Source organism: Cellulomonas sp. NPDC058312 (assembly GCF_042880135.1).
Lineage (GTDB): Bacteria > Actinomycetota > Actinomycetes > Actinomycetales > Cellulomonadaceae > Cellulomonas.
Window position 1 is genome coordinate 710,621 of the sequence record NZ_JBHVZE010000001.1, and the last position, 17,840, is coordinate 728,460.

A 17,840-nucleotide genomic window follows, 5' to 3' on the forward strand; every position below is an offset into this window, starting at 1 on the left:
ACAGGAGCACACCCCCCGATGACCCCCGAGCAGTCCGCCTGGTTCTCCGAGACGTTCACCTCGCTGGTCACCAACGTGTCCCGTGCCGTCCTGGGCGCCGACAAGCCGGTCCGCCTGGTGCTGACGGCGATGGTCGCCGAGGGGCACGTGCTGCTGGAGGACGCGCCGGGCACCGGCAAGACGTCGCTGGCGAAGGCCATCGCGGCGTCGGTCCAGGGCACGCACCAGCGCATCCAGTTCACGCCGGACCTGCTGCCGTCCGACGTGACCGGCGTGACGATCTGGGACCAGGGCAACCGGACGTTCCAGTTCCACCCGGGCCCGGTGTTCACCTCGGTGCTGCTCGCCGACGAGATCAACCGCGCCTCGCCGAAGACGCAGTCCGCGCTGCTCGAGGTGATGGAGGAGGGGCACGTCACGGTCGACCGCGACACCCACCCCGTGGGCCGGCCGTTCGTGGTGATCGCGACGCAGAACCCCATCGAGCAGGCGGGCACCTACCGGCTGCCGGAGGCGCAGCTCGACCGGTTCCTGGTCCGCACCTCGCTCGGCTACCCCGACCGGACGGCGACGGTCGAGATCCTGTCGGGCAATCGCGACCGGACCCGCACCCTGGACCCGGTCGTGACGACGGCGGGCGTCGTCGAGATGGCCGAGCTGGCGCAGACCGTGCACGTCGACGGCGCGGTGCTCGACTACGTGGCGCGCCTCATCGAGGGCACCCGTGAGGACCCGCAGACCGCCCTGGGCGCGAGCGTCCGCGGCGGCCTGGCGCTGGTCCGCTGCGCCCGCGTGCACGCCGCCGCGCAGGGGCGGGCGTTCGTGATCCCGGACGACATCAAGGACCTCGCGGTCCCGGTGCTGGCCCACCGCCTGGTCCTGGACCCGGAGGCGGACTTCCTCGGCGCGACGACGATCCAGGTCGTCGAGCGCGTCCTGTCCGCGACCCCGCCGCCGGTGGCGCGGGCGTGACCGTGCGGGACTCGTGGACGAGGTCCGGGGGGCGGCCGTGAGGCGGTCGCACACCCGGCTGTCCGGCGTCGGCTGGGGCGCGCTGCTCCTCGGCGCCGCGATCCTGGCGGCGGGCTACCTGCTCGGCTGGCTCGAGCTCGCCACGGCGGGCGCGGTCGGCGTGGCCGCGGTGGTCGTCGCCGTCGTCATGACCTGGGGCCGGTTGCCGCACGACGTCCGGCTCGACCTCGCCGACCGCCGCGTGCGGGTGGGCGAGCGGGCGTTCGGCGGCGTCGTGGTGACCGCGCCCGGCAGCCGCCGCGCCCGGGCCGTGCGCCTGGAGCTGCAGGTCGGCGCGGGCCGCGCGGAGCTCGAGGTCCCCGCGCTGTCGCCGGGGGAGGAGCACGAGGAGCTGTTCGCCGTGCCCACCGACCGGCGCGCGGTCGTGACGGTCGGCCCGGTGCGCGCGGTGCGCGGCGACCCGTTGGGGCTCGCGGTCCGGCACGCGGTGACCACCGGCTCGGAGGAGCTGTACGTGCACCCCCGCGTGGTCATGCTCACCGGTGCCGACGCGGGACTCCTGCGCGACCTCGAGGGCGGTGCGACCCGCGACCTGTCCGACATGGACCTGGCGTTCCACGCGCTGCGCGACTACGTGATCGGCGACGACCGCCGGTCGATCCACTGGCGCTCGACCGCCCGGCGGGGGGAGCTCACCGTCAAGCAGTACGAGGACACCCGGCGCACCCAGACGGCGATCGCGCTGGCCACCGACCCGCGCGACTACCGGCGCGGCGACGACGACGCGGAGCTGGAGCTCGCGGTGAGCGTCGTCGCGTCCGTCGGCGTGCGCGTGCTGGCCGAGGAGCACCCGCTGGCGGTGCTCGCCGGGAAGGGCCGGGTGCGGACCACCGCGCGCCGGCCGTTCCTCGACGACTGCTCGGGCATCGCGGTCGGGCCGGACGGCACCGCGTCGTCGCTGCTCGGGCGCCGTGTCGCCCGCGAGTCGCCCGACGTGACCCTCGCGTTCCTGGTCACCGGCTCCGTCGTCGCGGACGCCGACCTGCGCGCGGCCGCGCGGCACGTGCCCGAGGGCACCCGCACCCTGGTGATCAGCTGCCGGCCCGGCGCCGAGGTCGAGGTCCGCACGCAGCGCACCCTCAGCCTGGTGCGGCTCGGCTCGCTGGACGACCTGCCCCGCGCCCTGCGACTGGCGGCCGCCGCATGACCGCGCCCGCCACCACCTCCGAGCCGCCCGTCGCCACCCCCGACGCCGAGCCCCGCCCGTCCGCCGCGCCCCGGCCGCCCCGGCCGACCCGCGGAGTGCCCCGCGGTCTCGCCGCCGTCGTCGACGTCGCGGTGCTGTCGCTCGCGGTGCTCGTGGCCCTGACCCCGCTGCTGCCTGTCTACGGCGGCTCCGTGCTGCTCGTCCCCGTCGTCGGTGGCGTGGCCGTCGGTGCGGCCGTCGGCGTGCTCACCGCCTGGGCGCGCTGGTCGGCGCCCGTGACCACCGCGGTGCTCGTCGCCGTCACCGTGCTCGTCGGCGGCCCGCTCGCGACCCCGGACAGCACCCTCGGCGGCGTGCTGCCGACGCCCGCCTCCGTCGCGGCCGTGGTCCGCGGCTCCGCGCTCGGCTGGAAGGACGTGCTCACGCTCCAGCCCCCGCTCGGTGGCTCGGGCTGGCTGCTGGTCCCGCCGTACCTGCTCGCCCTCGTGGGTGCGGCCGTCGCCGTGCGCCTGGCCGTCGGCGCGAGCCGGGGTGCCGCCGCGGCCGCCGCGGTCCCGCCCGTGGTGCTCGGCGGCGCGGTCGTGCTCGGCACGCACACCACGGTCGCGCCCGTCGCGGTCGGCACCGCGCTCGCCGCCGTGCTCCTGGTGTGGGCCTCCTGGCGCACCGGCCGGCTCCGCGCGCGCCGTCCGCTCGCCCTGGTGCTGCTCGTGGCGCTCGCCGCGGGCGCCGGGGTCGGCGGGGGAGCGGTCGTCGCGGACCAGCGCGACCGCTACGTGCTCCGCGACGCGCTCGTGCCGCCGTTCGACCCCCGCGACTACGCGTCCCCGCTGTCCGCGTTCCGCGCGTACGTGAAGGACGACGACACCGTCGACCTGTTCCAGGTGCAGGGACTGCCCGAGGGCGCCCGGATCCGGCTGGCGACGTTCGACCGGTTCGACGGCGTGGTGTGGAACGTGGCCGGCGACGGCTCGTCCCGCGCGTCCGGCGAGTTCCGCCGGGTCGGCGAGACGGTCAGCGAGGACGCGGCCCTGCAGGCGGATGCCGCCTCGGCGTCCGGCGACGGCGGCACGCGCGTCGAGGTCGAGGTGCAGGTCGACCAGCTCGGCGGCGTGTGGCTGCCGACGGTCGGCGACGCGGTGTCCGTGCGGTTCGACGACGTCGAGGCGCAGTCCCGGCTGCGGTTCAACGACGCGACGGGCGCGGCGGTGCTCACCGGCGGCCTCGGCACCGGCCTGACCTACACGCTCGACGCGGTGATCCCCACCGAGCCCGACGACGAGCAGGTCGGCACCGCCGCCGCGCGCGACCTCGACCTCCCCGAGCCGCAGTCGGTCCCGGACGCCGTGGCGTCCGCCGCCGCGGACGCGGCCCGCGAGGCCGAGACCCCCGTGCAGGTCGGCCGGGCCATCGAGCAGGCGCTGCACGAGGGCGGGTTCTTCTCGCACGGCCTCGCGGACCAGGGCGACTACCCGTCGCTGTCCGGGCACGGCGCGAGCCGCGTCGCGACGCTGCTCGACGGCGAGCTCATGGTCGGCGACGCCGAGCAGTACGCGTCCGCGATGGCCCTGATGGCCCGCGAGATGGGCCTGCCCGCCCGCGTCGTCATGGGCTTCGTGCCCGGTGCCGACGAGGACGGCGAGGTGCCCGACGCCACCGACCCCGCCGCGCCGGAGGCGGACCCGTCGGCGCCGGTCGTCGTCACCGGGGCGGACGTCAGCGCGTGGGTCGAGATCGCGTTCGAGGGGTACGGCTGGGTCACGTTCGACCCGACGCCCCCCGAGAGCCAGACCCCGCAGGACGAGGAGGACACGAGCCAGGCCGACCCGGAGCCGCAGGTCGCCCAGCCGCCGCCCCCGCCCGCGGACCCGGTCACGCCCCCGGAGGACGACACCGAGCAGCCGCAGACCCAGGACAGCGACGACGCCGCGGGCTGGGCCCTGTGGCAGCGGGTCGCCGTGGGCGTCGCCGCCGGCTCGGGCGTGCTCCTGCTGCTGCTGGCGCCGTTCCTCGTGATCGCCGCGCTGAAGGCGCGTCGCCGCCGGCGCCGGCGGCGGGACCCCGTGCCGGTGCGCCGGGTCGTCGGTGGTTGGCAGGAGGTGCTCGACCTCGCGACCGACCTGCGCCGCGACGTCGACGCCGTGGCGACCCGACGCGAGGGCGCCCGCGCGCTCGAGCTCGGCTTCACCACCGTGCCCGAGCCCGAGGAGCCCGCGGGCCGACGCAAGCGCCGCCGCCGCGCGCCGAAGCCGGTCGCCGGCCCGACCCCCGCCGGGCTCGAGGCGGGCGCCGCCGTCGTGGCCCTGGCCGCGCGCGCGGACGCGACGGTCTTCGGCCCCGCCGAGCCCACCGCCGCCGACGCCCGCGCCTACTGGGCGCAGGTCGACGAGGCCCTGGCCCGGATGCGGGCCGCCACCACGCGCAAGGAGCGGTGGCGCGGTCGCGTGACCACCCGGTCCCTGCGCCGCTCGGCGCGGCGGTCCGCCGCACGAGCACGACGGAGCACGGGAGTCCAGCGATGAGCAGCACCAGCGGCAGCGGCGTCCTCGGGGCGTACGGCGCACCACCGGCGCCGCTCGGCCGCCGGGTGGGTGCGTGGCTGGTGGACGGTGCCGTGACGAGCGTGCTCGCCGCGCCGGCCTGGCTCGCGTTCCTGCCGGTGCTGACGTCCGCGTCCGCGTCCGCTGCCGCCGACGCCGCCGCCCTCGGGGTCGCCGCCGACCCCGTGACCGCGACGCCCAACGCGGTCCTGCTGGTCGTCGGCACCGTGCTGCTGCTCGCCTGGGGCGGGTTCCAGTGGTGGTGCCACGGCACCCGCGGCTGGACGCTCGGCAAGCGCCTGCTCGGGCTGCGCACCGTGCACGTCCGCACCGGCCGGCCGATCGGCCTGGGCCACGCCGCGATCCGCTACCTGGTCGTCGTCGCCGGTTCGCTCGCGTGCGGCGTCGGCCAGGCCGTGGTGCTGCTGTCCCCGCTGTTCGACGGCACCCGGCGGTACCGCGGCTGGCACGACCGCGTGGGTGAGGCGATCGTCGTCGACGTCCGCGGGCTCCAGGCGCAGCGGCGCGTGGCGTCCTGGGACGACCCGGCGCGGCGGTCCGCGGACGCCTGGGCCACCGGCGGCACGCCTGGGTCGGCCGGCGCGGGCGCGGGCACGTCGGGCACCGGCCCGGCGGGCACGGGCGCAGCCAGCACCGGCGCGCCCGGGTTCGCGACCGGTGACCTGACGCCCGCTCCCGCACCGGCTCCCGCGCCGTGGTCCGCGCCCGTCTCGGCGACGCTCGCGACGCCGCCCGCAGCCCCCGCGCCCGCGCCCGCCCCGGCCCCCGCCGAACCCGACGAGCCCGCCCGCACCCGGTGGACCACGCTCGCCGCCGGTCGCCAGCTCGACAGCCCCGGACTCGTGCTCCCGCCGTTTGGCGCGCCGGGTCCCGGTCCCGACCTCGACACCCGGCAGATCCCCGTGGTGCCCGCCCCGGCCCCGTCGCCGTACCCGCCGTTCCCGGCACCCGCGCCCGCGCCTGCTCCCGAGGCCGCGCCCGCGCCCGCGCCTGCTCCCGAGGCCGCACCCGCACCCGCACCCGCACCCGCGGTCGAGCCCCCCGCGTGGGCCGACCCCGCGCCGGGCGCCCACGCGGCCGCGTGGCAGGACGGCGGCCGCCACGCCGTGCGCCCGACCCCCCCTCCCGCCCCCGCGCCCCTCGAGGTCGAGGGTTTCGGTCCGGGCACCGGCGTGTCGTACGGCGTGTCGCGCGGAACCCTCGACCTCGGCGGCCGGACACCCGAGCCGGCGGCCGGGTGGTGGGTGCGGCTGCCCGACGGGACGGCGCTCGCCCTGGACGTGCCGCTGGTCGTCGGCCGCAACCCGGACCCGATGCCGGGGGTGCGCGCCGTCCCGGTGGCCGACCCGGGCCGGTCGGTGTCGAAGAACCACCTGATGCTCGGGGTCGACGAGCACGGCCCGTGGGTCGTGGACCGCGGGTCGACGAACGGCACGCTCGTGACGCTCGCGGACGGGCAGCGGATCGTGTGCCTGCCGGACCGGCGGGTGCGGCTCTCGGACGGGTCGCTCGTCGCGTTCGGCGACCTCTCGCTGTCCGTGGGGGACCGCGCCTAGAGTGACGCATGGGCCGCGCGCGGTCTGCTGCGACGATGCAGGACGTCGAGATGGTGGACGTCGCTGGGACGTCGAGCGCGCCCGGATCCCGCACGGGACCGCCTCGCCGCACCCACCCCGACCCGGACACCGCGGGGCGTCGCCGCCGCCGCTGGCTCGCGGTGGGCGTCGCCGTCGCCGTGGCGCTCGGGGTGTCCGAGGTGGTCGGTCGCGTGACAGCCGTCGAGCCCGCGGTCGAGGTCCCGGCGGGGATGGTGGCGCCGGTCGACGGCCCCCCGTGGGCGCGGTGGCGGGCGCCCGCCGCGCGGACGGACGACGTGCTCGCCGCGTCCGGCGCCCTGGTGGTGGTGGCCGTGCGGGACCGGCGGTTCGAGGTCGTGGCGCACGACGAGCGCACCGGCGAGCGGCTGTGGTCCCAGGACCTCGGCCCGGTGTCCGGGACGCAGCCGCTGACCGGCTGCCCGCACGACGGCGCCGACGTCGGCGACCTGCTGCTGTGCGTCGTCGAGCCGCCGCTCGACCCGCGCGAGACCTGGCGTCGGGGGACGGTCGCGTTCCCCGCGCCGGACGACCGCTGGGCGCGCGTGTCGGCGGTGCTCGCGGCGACGGGCGAGGTCGTCGGGACGTGGCGGGTGCACGGCCGGCTGATCGGGGTGCAGCGGGTGGGCGACGACCTGGTGGTGCTGAGCGTCGGCGCCGACGGCCGCGCCCGGGTGGCCCGGTACGACGGGCTCACCGGCGACCGCCTCTGGTGGTACCGCGGGTCGGCGCCGTTGCGGCTGCGCGAGGGGATCGTGTCGGGCGCCGAGCTGCGGGTGTCCGAGGAGTTCGTGCTCGTGCAGGGGTGGGCGGCGACGGTCCTCGACGTGGACGACGGCACCGAGCTGACCAGCACGCCGCCGGCGACGTACGCGCTCGGGTCGCTCGGCGGCTCGGTGTTCGGCACCTGGACCAACGGGGTCGGCGCGACCGTCCGGGACGCCGAGGGGCGGGAGCTGTTCACGGCGCGCGCGCTGTTCCCGGTGCTCGCGGCCTCGGACGGGGAGCCGAGCGACGTGCTGGTCCTGGACGAGGGCGGCGCCCTGGTCGGCCGGTCGGTCGCGGACGGGCGGGAGCTCTGGCGGCTCGACACCTACCGGGCGGCGCGGTTGCGGGCCGGCGGTCACCTGCTGCTGCTCGGCGTGGACGGCTACCAGGTCGCGGACGTGCGGACGGGGGAGGTGACGTGGGAGTCGCCGGTCCGGGCCCTGATGTGGTGGGCGCCGCTCACCGACGGCCGCACCGTGCTCGCACCGGGCCGGTCCGGCGGCGGCGCCCCGACGCTCGAGGCCCGTCGGCTCGACGACGGGCACCTGGAGTGGTCGATGCCGCTGGAGGAGGGCGTGCGCTCGGTGACCGCGGTCGGCGGCCACCTCGTGCTGCGCACCCGGCACGAGCTCGTGGTGCTGGGGTGAGCCCCCGCCGGTCGCTGCCGAGGCAGCGCGTCCGGATGCTGAGCGGTTGCGGCCGCCCGGTGGGTGCGGAGTATGGTGCTCGGGTGCTCACGCGTCGCAGCCTCCTTCTTCGCTGCCGCGACGAGGCCCTCTAGGCCGGACCCTCGTCGCGGAGTTCGGTGTGCCGGCTGACACCCGCAGCGACACGAAGGAACCGCCCCGATGAGCTACCACGACCGCACCCCCCAGCAGCCCTCCGGCATGCCGGTGCACAAGTACCGCCCGTTCGCCGAGCAGATCACCGTCGACCTGCCGGACCGCACGTGGCCCACGAAGCAGATCACCACGGCCCCGCGCTGGTGCGCGGTCGACCTGCGCGACGGCAACCAGGCGCTGATCGAGCCGATGAACGCCGCCCGCAAGCTGCAGATGTTCGAGCTGCTGGTGCGGATGGGCTACAAGGAGATCGAGGTCGGCTTCCCGTCGGCCTCGCAGACGGACTTCGACTTCGTCCGCAAGCTGATCGACGAGGGGCGCATCCCCGACGACGTGGTCATCCAGGTGCTGACCCAGGCCCGTGAGCACCTGATCGAGCGCACGTACGAGGCGATCGCCGGCGCGAAGCAGGCCATCGTCCACTTGTACAACTCCACGTCGGTGCTGCAGCGCGAGGTCGTGTTCCGCAGCGACCCCGACGGCATCGTCGACATCGCCGTGCAGGGCGCGCGCCTGTGCAAGAAGTACGAGGAGTCCGTCCCGGGCACCGACGTCTACTACGAGTACAGCCCCGAGTCGTACACCGGCACGGAGCTGGAGTTCGCCCTGCGGATCAGCAACGCGGTGCTGGACGTCCTCGAGCCGACCGCCGACAAGCCGGTGATCATCAACCTGCCGGCGACGGTCGAGATGGCCACCCCGAACGTGTACGCGGACTCCATCGAGTGGATGAGCCGGAACCTGCGGTACCGCGAGCACGTCGTGCTGTCCCTGCACCCGCACAACGACCGCGGCACCGCCGTCGCGGCCGCCGAGCTGGGCTACCTGGCCGGCGCCGACCGCATCGAGGGCTGTCTGTTCGGCAACGGCGAGCGCACCGGCAACGTCTGCCTGGTGACGCTCGGCATGAACCTGTTCAGCCAGGGGGTCGACCCGCAGATCGACTTCAGCGACATCGACCACATCCGGCGCACCGTCGAGCAGTGCAACCAGATGCCCGTCGCGGAGCGCCACCCCTACGGCGGCGACCTGGTGTTCACCGCGTTCTCGGGCTCGCACCAGGACGCGATCAAGAAGGGCCTGGACGCGATGGCGGTCACCGCGGAGGCCGAGGGCGTCACCGTCGACGACATCGTGTGGGCCGTCCCGTACCTGCCGATCGACCCGAAGGACGTCGGCCGCTCCTACGAGGCGATCATCCGGGTCAACTCCCAGTCCGGTAAGGGCGGCATCAGCTACCTGATGAAGTCCGAGCGCGACCTGGACCTGCCGCGCCGCCTGCAGATCGAGTTCTCCGGCGTCGTGCAGCGGTACACCGACGCGCACGGCTCCGAGGTCACCGCCGACGCGCTGTGGCGGATCTTCACCGACGAGTACCTGCCGGTCGACGCCGGGTCGGACCTCGCGCCGTGGGGCCGGTTCGCCCTGCGCGGCACCCGCGCCACCAGCGGCGAGGCCGGTCCGGACACGCTGACGGTGGACCTCGTCGACGGTGGCGTGGAGCGGACCGTCGAGGCGTCCGGCAACGGACCGATCGCGGCGTTCGTCGCGGCGCTGGACCAGGTCGGCGTCACGGTGCAGGTCCTCGACTACGCCGAGCACGCCCTGTCCGCGGGCGGCGACGCGACCGCCGCCGCGTACGTCGAGGTGGCCGTGGGCGACCGCACCCTGTGGGGCGTCGGCATCGACCCGTCGATCACCACCGCGTCGCTCAAGGCCATCATCTCGGCGGTCAACCGCGCCGAGCGTGCCACGGACCACCGCGAGCCGACCGGCCGCTGACGCCCGGCCGCCCCAGGACGGGGCCGGCCGCCACCCCTGACCGGCCCCAGCGCCCGGTCCCGGTACGACGCGCCCACCAGCGCGCCCGGGGCCGGGCGTCGCAGTGCCGCCGTGTGCAGGTTCGGCGGCCGGACGGCACGCGGACGGCGAACACGTGCGGCCCTCGGGCCCGGGGCGGGGGATGATGGTCCGGTGAGCCTCTACCGCGACGAGGCGATCGTGCTGCGCACCCACAAGCTGGGGGAGGCGGACCGGATCGTCACCCTCCTGACCCGCACCCACGGCAAGGTGCGCGCGGTCGGCAAGGGCGTCCGGCGGACCACGTCGCGGTTCGGCTCGCGGCTCGAGCCGTTCATGCACATCGACGTGCAGCTGAACACGGGCCGGAACCTCGACATCGTCACGCAGGTCGAGACCCTCGGGCCGTACGGCCGCGCGGTGTCCGAGGACTACGCGCTCTACACGGCGGGGACCGTGATGCTGGAGACCGCGGAGCGCCTGGTCGAGGCGGAGCGCGAGCCGGCCCTCCAGCAGTACTGGCTGCTGGTCGGCGCGGTGCGCTCGCTGGCCGCGCGGGAGCACGCACCCGGGCTGGTGCTCGACTCGTACCTGCTGCGCGCGCTCGCGATCGCGGGGTGGGCGCCGTCGTTCACCGACTGCGCGCGCTGCGGGCGCCCGGGCCCGCACCACTCGTTCGCGGTCGCGCAGGGCGGGTCCGTCTGCGGGCACTGCCGCCCGCCGGGCGCGACCGCCCCCGCCCCGGAGACCCTGGGCCTGCTGGCCGCGCTGCTGGTCGGCGACTGGTCGGTGGCGGACGCGTCCGCCGAGCGGCACCGCAAGGAGGGCAACGGGCTCGTGTCCGCGTACTCGCAGTTCCACCTGGAGCGCACGCTGCGCTCGCTGCCGATGGTCGAGAGGATCTGATGCCGGTTCCGCCGCCCCCGCACCCCAGCGGTGCCCGCCCGCCCGTGCTGCCGAAGGAGCTCGTCCCGAAGCACGTCGCGATCGTCATGGACGGCAACGGCCGGTGGGCGAACGCCCGGGGTCTGCCGCGCACGGCCGGGCACGCCGCGGGGGAGGCGTCGCTGCTGGACGTCGTCGCCGGGGCGATCGAGGTGGGCGTGACGCACGTGTCCGCCTACGCGTTCTCGACCGAGAACTGGTCGCGGTCCCCGGAGGAGGTGCGCTTCCTGATGGGCTTCAACCGGGACGTGCTGCGCCGCCGCCGGGACGTGATGAACTCCTGGGGCGTGCGGGTGCGCTGGGCGGGTCGCCGGCCGCGGCTGTGGCGCTCGGTGATCACCGAGCTCGAGGAGGCCGAGCGGCTGACCGCGGGCAACACCACGTGCACGCTGACGATGTGCGTGAACTACGGCGGCCGCGCGGAGATCGCCGACGCGGCCAAGGCCATCGCGCAGGACGTCGCCGCGGGACGGCTCAAGGCCGACAAGGTGTCCGAGAAGACGGTCCAGCGCTACCTGGACGAGCCCGACCTGCCCGACGTGGACCTGTTCCTGCGCAGCTCGGGGGAGCAGCGCACGTCGAACTTCATGATCTGGCAGGCCGCGTACGCGGAGCTGGTGTTCCTGGACGAGCCGTGGCCGGACGTCGACCGCCGGCACCTGTGGCGCGCGGTCGAGACGTACGCCCGCCGCGACCGCCGGTACGGCAAGGCCGTCGACCGGCCCGCGACGCCCGACCGACCGGGGACGTGACCTGCCCGTTCGCCCCCGCCGTGTCGGTGGTCGGTCCTAGCCTGGCCGCATGAGCACTCTCACCGTGGGCATGATCACGTTCGACACCACCGACGCCGTCGCCCTGGCGACCTGGTGGGCGCGGCACACCGGCGGCACCGTGCAGGACGAGGCGGACGGCTGGTTCGTGACCGTCGCGTCCGACGGGCCGACGCTCGCGTTCCAGAAGGTCGCCGACCCGACGCCGGGCAAGAACCGGGTGCACCTGGACCTGCACGTCCCCGACCGCACGGTCACGGCCCAGGCGCTGGTCGCCGACGGCGCGACGCTGGTGGCGGAGCGGACGATGGGGGACTTCGCGTGGACCGTGCTCGCCGACCCGGACGGCAACCAGTTCTGCCTGGCGCAGGAGGACGGGGCCTGACGACCGCCGGTCTGACCTGCCCGTCCGCCGCGTCGGTCGCCGGCGGGCGGGTCAGACCAGCTCGTCGGCGTCCGCGTCGGCCGGCCGGTCGGACTCCGCCGCCAGCCGCTGCGCAGACCGTCGCGACCGGCGGCGCGCGACCAGCGCGGCCACCACGGCCGCGACCACCAGCAGCGCGCCGGCCAGCGCCCACGGCGACGCCGCGGCGAGGCGCAGCCCGGCCCACACGGCGCCGATGCCGATGGTGCCCCAGATGAACGCCCACGCGATGCTGCCGGGCACGGACGCGAGCAGGAACCGCGGGTAGGGCATCCGCAGCAGCCCGGAGGCGACGAACACCGCGGTCTGCACGCCCACGGTCAGGTACGCCGCGGTCACGGCGAGCGGACCCCAGCGGTGCACCAGCGCGAGGCCGCGCCGCGCGCCCGGGGTGCGCATCAGCCGCAGCACCCGGGCGCGGGCGCCGGACTCGTCGACGGTCGGCGTGAGCAGGTCCTCGAGCACGTGCGAGCGGTCCGCGAGCCGGGTCGCGCCGCCGACGACCCCGCGGCCGAGCCAGTAGAACAGGTGCGAGCGGGCCATCACGATGACGAACAGCCCGGCGACGACGGCCTCGAGGGGCCAGCCGCCCATGCCGTACGCCGCCGCGGTCTCGTTCACGCGCCCGAGTGTACGAGTGAGGTGAGGCTTACCCGTAGGACGACGGTCACGATCGCGGGCGCGGGACCTAGATCCCGGTCGGGCGCGCGGCGGGGGGTGCTACGTTCTCCCACGAACTCGAGTTGTTCACCAGGGTTGTTACCCGCCGTCGTCGCGGGGCAAGACCTGAGCCGCAGTGATGCGACTCGGGTCTTTTTTTGTGCCCGGACGCCGACGGACCGTTGCCTACGAGGGAGTACCGATGACGTCCGCGACGACGCGCGACAGGGCCCAGGAGATCATCACGGCGGTCGGCGGACCGTCCAACGTCCTGAGCCTCACCCACTGCGCCACCCGCCTGCGCTTCGAGCTGCGCGACGCCTCGGTCGTCGACCAGCGGGCCGTGGAGGGCATCCCCGGCGTGATGGGCGCGGTGCCCCAGTCCGGTGACCGCTACCAGGTCGTGATCGGCGGCGCCGTGCAGTCGGTGTACACGCAGATCATGCACCTGCCGGAGATGGCCGGGGTCGGCGCGAGCCGCACGTCCGACGCCGACGTGAAGGCGGCCGCGCGCGCCAAGGGCCGCGGCCGGGTCGCGTGGCTGGACTCGGTGTTCGAGTACCTGTCCGACTCGTTCCGCCCGCTGCTCGGCGTGCTGCTCGGCGCGTCCCTGATCATCGCGTTCGCCGCCGTGCTCGACGCGCTCGGGGTCGTCGACTTCCGGGCCGCGGACAAGCCCGCGACCTGGGTGTTCGTGGACGCGATGTGGCGGGCGGTGTTCTACTTCCTGCCGATCATGGTCGCGTACAACGCGGCGAAGAAGCTGCAGGTCGACCCGTGGCTGGGCGCGACCGTGATGGCCGCCGTGATGACGCCCGACTTCCTCAGCCTGACGTCGGCGGCCTCGACCGTGTGCACGACGAACGCGACGCTCGGCACGACCGCCTGCGTCGCCGACGTGTTCGGCCTGCCGATGCAGCTCAACGACTACGGCGGCCAGGTGTTCGTGCCGCTGATCATGGTCGCGGTGCTCGCGCCGCTGTACCGCGGGCTCAAGCGGGTGTTCCCGGAGAACATCCAGATGGTGTTCGTGCCGGCGCTGTCGATGGTCGTCATGATCCCGGTGACGGCGTTCCTCCTCGGCCCGCTCGGCATCTGGCTCGGCACCGGCCTGGGCGACGGCCTCGCCTGGCTGAACGGGAACGCGCCGATCGTGTTCGCGATCGTCATCCCGCTGATCTACCCGTTCCTGGTGCCGCTCGGCCTGCACTGGCCGCTGAACGCGCTCATGCTCGTCAACCTCAACACCCTCGGGTACGACTTCATCCAGGGCCCGATGGGCGCGTGGAACTTCGCGTGCTTCGGCGCCACCGCGGGCGTCCTGGTTCTGGCGGTCCGGGACAAGGACACCCAGATGCGGCAGACCGCGACGGGCGCCCTCGCCGCGGGCCTGCTGGGCGGCATCTCGGAGCCGTCGCTGTACGGCATCCACCTGCGGTTCAAGCGGATCTACCCGCGCATGCTCGTCGGCTGCCTCGTGGGCGGGCTCATCATCGGGCTGCTCGGCGGCGTCGACACGCAGGCGTTCGCGTTCACGTCGCTGCTGACGATCCCGGTGTTCGACCCGATCCCGGTGTACGTGGTCGCGGTGGTCGCGGCGTTCGTGGTGTCGATGGTCCTCGTGATCGTGTCCGACTACCGCACGCCGGAGCAGCGCGCCGAGGCGCGTGCCGCCCGCGAGCAGGCCGAGGCCGACCTGGCGCTCGAGGCGTCCGCCGTCCCGTCCGGGGCTGCGTCGTCCGGTGCTGCGTCGTCCGGTGCCGCGGCGTCCGGCGCCCCGGTCTCGGCTCCCGCGCAGGACGCCGGGCCGACGTCCGTCGTCGTGGCCCCGGTCGCCGGCCGGGTCGTCCCGCTGGCCGAGGTCGCCGACCCGGTGTTCTCGTCGCTGGCCCTCGGTGACGGCGTCGGCGTGGTCCCGTCCGCGGGCGAGGTCGTGGCCCCGGTCGCGGGGGAGCTCGTCACCGTGGCGGACACCGGGCACGCGTTCGGCCTCCGGACCGCGGACGGCGTCGAGGTGCTGGTGCACGTCGGCATCGACACCGTCCGGATGGCGGGTGCGGGCTTCGCGGTCGCGGTCGCGAAGGGGCAGCACGTCGCCGTGGGCGACCGGCTCGCCACCGTCGACCTCGACGCGGTGCGCGCGGCCGGGTTCGACACGACGACCGTGGTCACCGTCCTGAACTCCCGGACGCTCACGGCGGTCACCCCCCGCGCGGCGGGTACCGTCGTGCCGGGCGACGCCGTCATCGACGTCGAGCCCTGACCGTCGCGGCGCGGCCGCCGGCGGACGACGCGGCGTCGCGGGCCCTGCGGGGCGCCGCGCGGCACGTCGTCCGCCCGGCGGCACCCGCCCGGGCCTGAGGAGGAGGGACTCCGTGGACGTCCTGCGCGTGTTCAACAACAACCTGGTCCTGGCGCGCGACGAGTCGGGCGTCGAGGTGATCCTCACGGGCCGCGGGCTCGGGTTCCAGGCGAAGCCGGGCGACCTCGTCGTGCGCGAGCGGATCGTGCGCGTGTTCCGGGCCGAGGACGGCCGGGACCCGGACCACCTGGCGGGCCTGCTCGCCGGCATCCCCCCGGAGCACGTGCAGCTCGTCGTCGACGCGCTCGCCGAGATCGGCCTGGACCGGGTCGCGGCGAAGCCGGCGCTGGTGGTCGCGATGGCCGACCACGTCGGGAGCGCCCTGGATCGCGCCGCCGAGGGCCAGGTGGTCGTGTACCCGCTGCTCGGCGAGGTGACGAACCTCTACCCCGAGGAGTACGCGCAGGCGACGGCGCTGCTCGACGCGGTGAACGCCCGCGTCCCGGTGCCGCTGCCGCGCGAGGAGGCCGTGGCGCTCGCGCTGCACCTCGTGAACGCGGGCTTCGCGACCGGCGACCTGTCCGCGAGCTACACGATGACGGGGCTGATCCAGCAGCTGCTCGACGTGGTCGCGGGCGCCCACGGGGTCGTGCTCGAGCCCGGGAGCGTGAGCGTCGGGCGGTTCGTCACGCACCTGCGCTACCTGGTCGTGCGGATCTCGCAGCGGCGGCAGCTCGACGACCGGCGGCACTCCGAGGTGGGCGAGGCCGTCCGGCGGTCCTACCCGGAGGCGTGGGAGACCGCCGCCCGGCTCGCGCGGCTGGTCGAGCTCCGCCAGCAGGTGACGCTGACGCCCGACGAGGTGTCGTACCTCGCGATGCACGTGGCGCGCATCGTGCAGGACGCGGGGGTGACGGGCGAGGACGCGCCACCGGTCTGAGCCGCGGAGGCCGGGGCCCCGTCGCGGGGTCCCGGCCTCCGGTCGGCTCACGAGGCGTCAGGAGCCGTTCGTGCTCCAGTGCCACCTCTCCTTGGGGAAGTTCTTCAGGCCGTACCCGGCGGCGTGCGCCGCCAGCCACGCGAACCCGCTGTCCTTGAGGTCCCCGCCGTCCTGCGTGAAGTCGATCGCCAGTCCGCGCTCGTGCATCGAGGTCCCCGGCTGGGCGGTCGGCGGCGAGCACTGGCTCGACGGCTTCTCGTAGACGTTGTACGGCGTGTTGCCACCGCAGTGCTCGATCCGGAGCGCGATCTGCTGCGCGGTCGTGCGGTAGCCCCAGCCGGACAGGTTGATGCCGGCCGCGGACGCGTCCTGGATCAGCGCCGTCAGCGGTGCCGCCAGGCAGGCGTGCACCCGGACCCCGCCGACGACCGTGGTGTGGCTCACGGGCACGGGGCCGGTCACCGCGGCGCAGCTCGGCTGGGGGGCCGGAGCGGGCGGCGGGGTCACCGGCGGGCGCGGCGCGCTGGTGAGCTGTGCGCCGTCGAACGCGTACTGGATGCCCGCGTGCAGGTAGAGCTGCAGGCGCACGACGGTGTGGTCGAAGTTCGTGTCGAGCGGGACCTGGACCTGCTGCCACTGCGGGGTGGCGGTGAAGTTCGTGGAGCGCCCCTCGGTGCCGCCGCCGCCCAGGCCCCACAGCCCCAGGGTGCCGGCACCCTCGGTCCCGCTGTCGGCCCGGACCCAGATGCTGCCGGTGAACGACTGCCCGGCCGTGGTCGCCCGGGCCACGTCCTGGTAGAACGACGACCCTGCTGCCGCCGTGCCGAGGTTCGCGCGCAGGTAGGCGGCGCCGTCGTGGGAGCCGCTCGTCATCACGGCCCAGTTGGTGCCGGCCTCGTTGCGGACCCACCCGGTGGGCGAGGTGCCGGCCTCGAAGCTGGCGTTGCTGATCCCCTGCGGGGTCAGCTCCGCACCGTCGAACGCGTACTGGATGCCTGAGTGCAGGTAGAGCTGCATCCGCAGGCTGGTGTGCGCGACCGTCGTGTCGAGGGGCACCTGGACCTGCTGCCACTGCGGGGTGGCGGTGAAGTTGGTGGACCGGCCCTCGGTGCCGCCGCCGCCCAGGCCCCACAGGGCGAGGGTGCCGGCGCCGTTGGTGCCGCTGTCGGAGCGGACCCAGATGCTGCCGGTGAACGCCTGCCCGGCGGTGGTCGCGGTCGCCGAGTCCTGGACGAAGGAGGCACCCGCGGCGGCCGTCCCGAGGTTCGCCCGCAGGTACGCGGCGCCGTCGTGCGCCCCGCTGGTCATCACGGCCCAGTTCGTCCCCGGCTCGTTCTGGCTCCAGCCCACGGGGGCGGTACCGCGCTCGAAGCTCGCGTTGGTCACGAGCTGGGAGGCGAGCTCCGCGCCGTCGAAGGCGTACTGGATGCCCGCGTGGAGGTACACCTGCAGGCGCAGCGAGCTGTGCGGGACGGCGGTGTCGAGGGGCACCTGGACCTGCTGCCACTGCGGGGTGGCGGTGAAGTTGGTGGAGCGGGTCTCGGTGCCGCCGCCGCCCAGGCCCCACAGGGCGAGGGTGCCGGCGCCGTCGGTGCCGCTGTCGGAACGGACCCAGATGCTGCCGGTGAACGACTGCCCGGCGGTGGTGGCGACGGGGACGTCCTGGAAGAACGAGGAGCCGGCGGCGGCCGTCCCGGTGTTCGCCCGGAGGTAGTTCGCCCCGTCGTGGGCGCCCGAGGACATGATCGCCCAGTTCGTCCCGGGCTCGTTCAGCGTCCAGCCCGTCACCGCCTCGTCCTTGTCGAACCCGGCGTTGAGCAGGAGCGACACACCGGGCTCCGGTGGTGGTGCCGCGACGGCGGGGGCCGCGGGCAGCAGCAGCCCGGCGAGGACGGCTACGGCGAGTGCGGCGGTTCTGCGACGTGCCTGCATCATCTCTCCGATCGGTGCGCGCAGGATTCTCCTGCTCGATCGGAAAGTAGCGCGGCGCTGCATCGCGCACAGGCAAAATGAGCGAACCAATGTGGTCAGCCCGGCAATTACAGCCGGTTTAT

Annotated in this window: 13 protein-coding genes; 11 read left to right on the forward strand and 2 right to left on the reverse strand. The window is 75.2% G+C overall.

Annotation, left to right across the window (positions count from 1 at the left end; genetic code table 11):
• The first annotated feature begins 18 nt into the window (after nucleotides 1-18).
• From ACFVXN_RS03235 to ACFVXN_RS03275, 9 genes are all read left to right on the forward strand, one after another.
• On the forward strand, nucleotides 19-972 hold the full coding sequence (locus tag ACFVXN_RS03235) for an AAA family ATPase (RefSeq protein ID WP_389227155.1): 954 nt from the start codon (nucleotides 19-21) through the stop codon (nucleotides 970-972).
• A gap of 37 nt (nucleotides 973-1,009) precedes the next feature.
• Entirely contained in the window at nucleotides 1,010-2,179 is a 1,170-nt protein-coding gene (locus tag ACFVXN_RS03240) for a DUF58 domain-containing protein (protein WP_389227158.1), read from the forward strand.
• A complete protein-coding gene (locus ACFVXN_RS03245; protein ID WP_389227161.1) occupies nucleotides 2,176-4,701 on the forward strand; it encodes a transglutaminase family protein in 2,526 nt (841 codons plus the stop codon). The genes ACFVXN_RS03240 and ACFVXN_RS03245 overlap by 4 nt, the downstream gene beginning before the upstream one ends.
• Nucleotides 4,698-6,296 carry an RDD family protein gene (locus ACFVXN_RS03250; protein ID WP_389227164.1) on the forward strand — a complete coding sequence of 533 codons (1,599 nt, stop codon included), beginning with the start codon at nucleotides 4,698-4,700 and terminating at the stop codon, nucleotides 6,294-6,296. The genes ACFVXN_RS03245 and ACFVXN_RS03250 overlap by 4 nt, the downstream gene beginning before the upstream one ends.
• A gap of 35 nt (nucleotides 6,297-6,331) precedes the next feature.
• Complete coding sequence (locus tag ACFVXN_RS03255) at nucleotides 6,332-7,750, forward strand: PQQ-binding-like beta-propeller repeat protein (RefSeq protein ID WP_389227167.1); 1,419 nt, start codon at nucleotides 6,332-6,334, stop codon at nucleotides 7,748-7,750.
• Between the two features lie 201 nt (nucleotides 7,751-7,951).
• Nucleotides 7,952-9,727, forward strand: coding sequence for a 2-isopropylmalate synthase (leuA, locus tag ACFVXN_RS03260; RefSeq protein WP_389227170.1), 1,776 nt, complete (start codon nucleotides 7,952-7,954; stop codon nucleotides 9,725-9,727).
• Between the two features lie 192 nt (nucleotides 9,728-9,919).
• Nucleotides 9,920-10,651: a DNA repair protein RecO gene (gene recO / locus ACFVXN_RS03265; RefSeq protein WP_389227173.1), complete on the forward strand. Its 732-nt coding sequence runs from the start codon at nucleotides 9,920-9,922 to the stop codon at nucleotides 10,649-10,651.
• The gene (locus ACFVXN_RS03270) at nucleotides 10,651-11,442 is read left to right on the forward strand and encodes an isoprenyl transferase (protein WP_389227176.1); all 792 of its coding nucleotides are present in this window, start codon (nucleotides 10,651-10,653) and stop codon (nucleotides 11,440-11,442) included. The genes recO and ACFVXN_RS03270 overlap by 1 nt, the downstream gene beginning before the upstream one ends.
• Before the next feature lie 49 nt (nucleotides 11,443-11,491).
• Entirely contained in the window at nucleotides 11,492-11,845 is a 354-nt protein-coding gene (locus ACFVXN_RS03275) for a VOC family protein (protein WP_389227179.1), read from the forward strand.
• 51 nt (nucleotides 11,846-11,896) lie between these two features.
• Here ACFVXN_RS03275 and ACFVXN_RS03280 read toward each other — a convergent pair whose 3' ends face one another.
• On the reverse strand, nucleotides 11,897-12,505 hold the full coding sequence (locus ACFVXN_RS03280; protein WP_389227182.1) for a DedA family protein: 609 nt from the start codon (nucleotides 12,503-12,505) through the stop codon (nucleotides 11,897-11,899).
• A 241-nt stretch (nucleotides 12,506-12,746) separates the two neighbouring features.
• On the opposite strand from ACFVXN_RS03280, the gene ACFVXN_RS03285 reads away from it, so the two are divergent.
• Nucleotides 12,747-14,807: a glucose PTS transporter subunit IIA gene (locus ACFVXN_RS03285; protein ID WP_389227184.1), complete on the forward strand. Its 2,061-nt coding sequence runs from the start codon at nucleotides 12,747-12,749 to the stop codon at nucleotides 14,805-14,807.
• Nucleotides 14,808-14,919: 112 nt separating this feature from the next.
• On the forward strand, nucleotides 14,920-15,786 hold the full coding sequence (locus tag ACFVXN_RS03290; protein WP_389227188.1) for a PRD domain-containing protein: 867 nt from the start codon (nucleotides 14,920-14,922) through the stop codon (nucleotides 15,784-15,786).
• Between the two features lie 57 nt (nucleotides 15,787-15,843).
• Here the strand turns inward: ACFVXN_RS03290 and ACFVXN_RS03295 are convergent, their stop codons facing one another.
• Complete coding sequence (locus tag ACFVXN_RS03295; protein WP_389227191.1) at nucleotides 15,844-17,718, reverse strand: M15 family metallopeptidase; 1,875 nt, start codon at nucleotides 17,716-17,718, stop codon at nucleotides 15,844-15,846.
• Nucleotides 17,719-17,840: the final 122 nt, after the last annotated feature.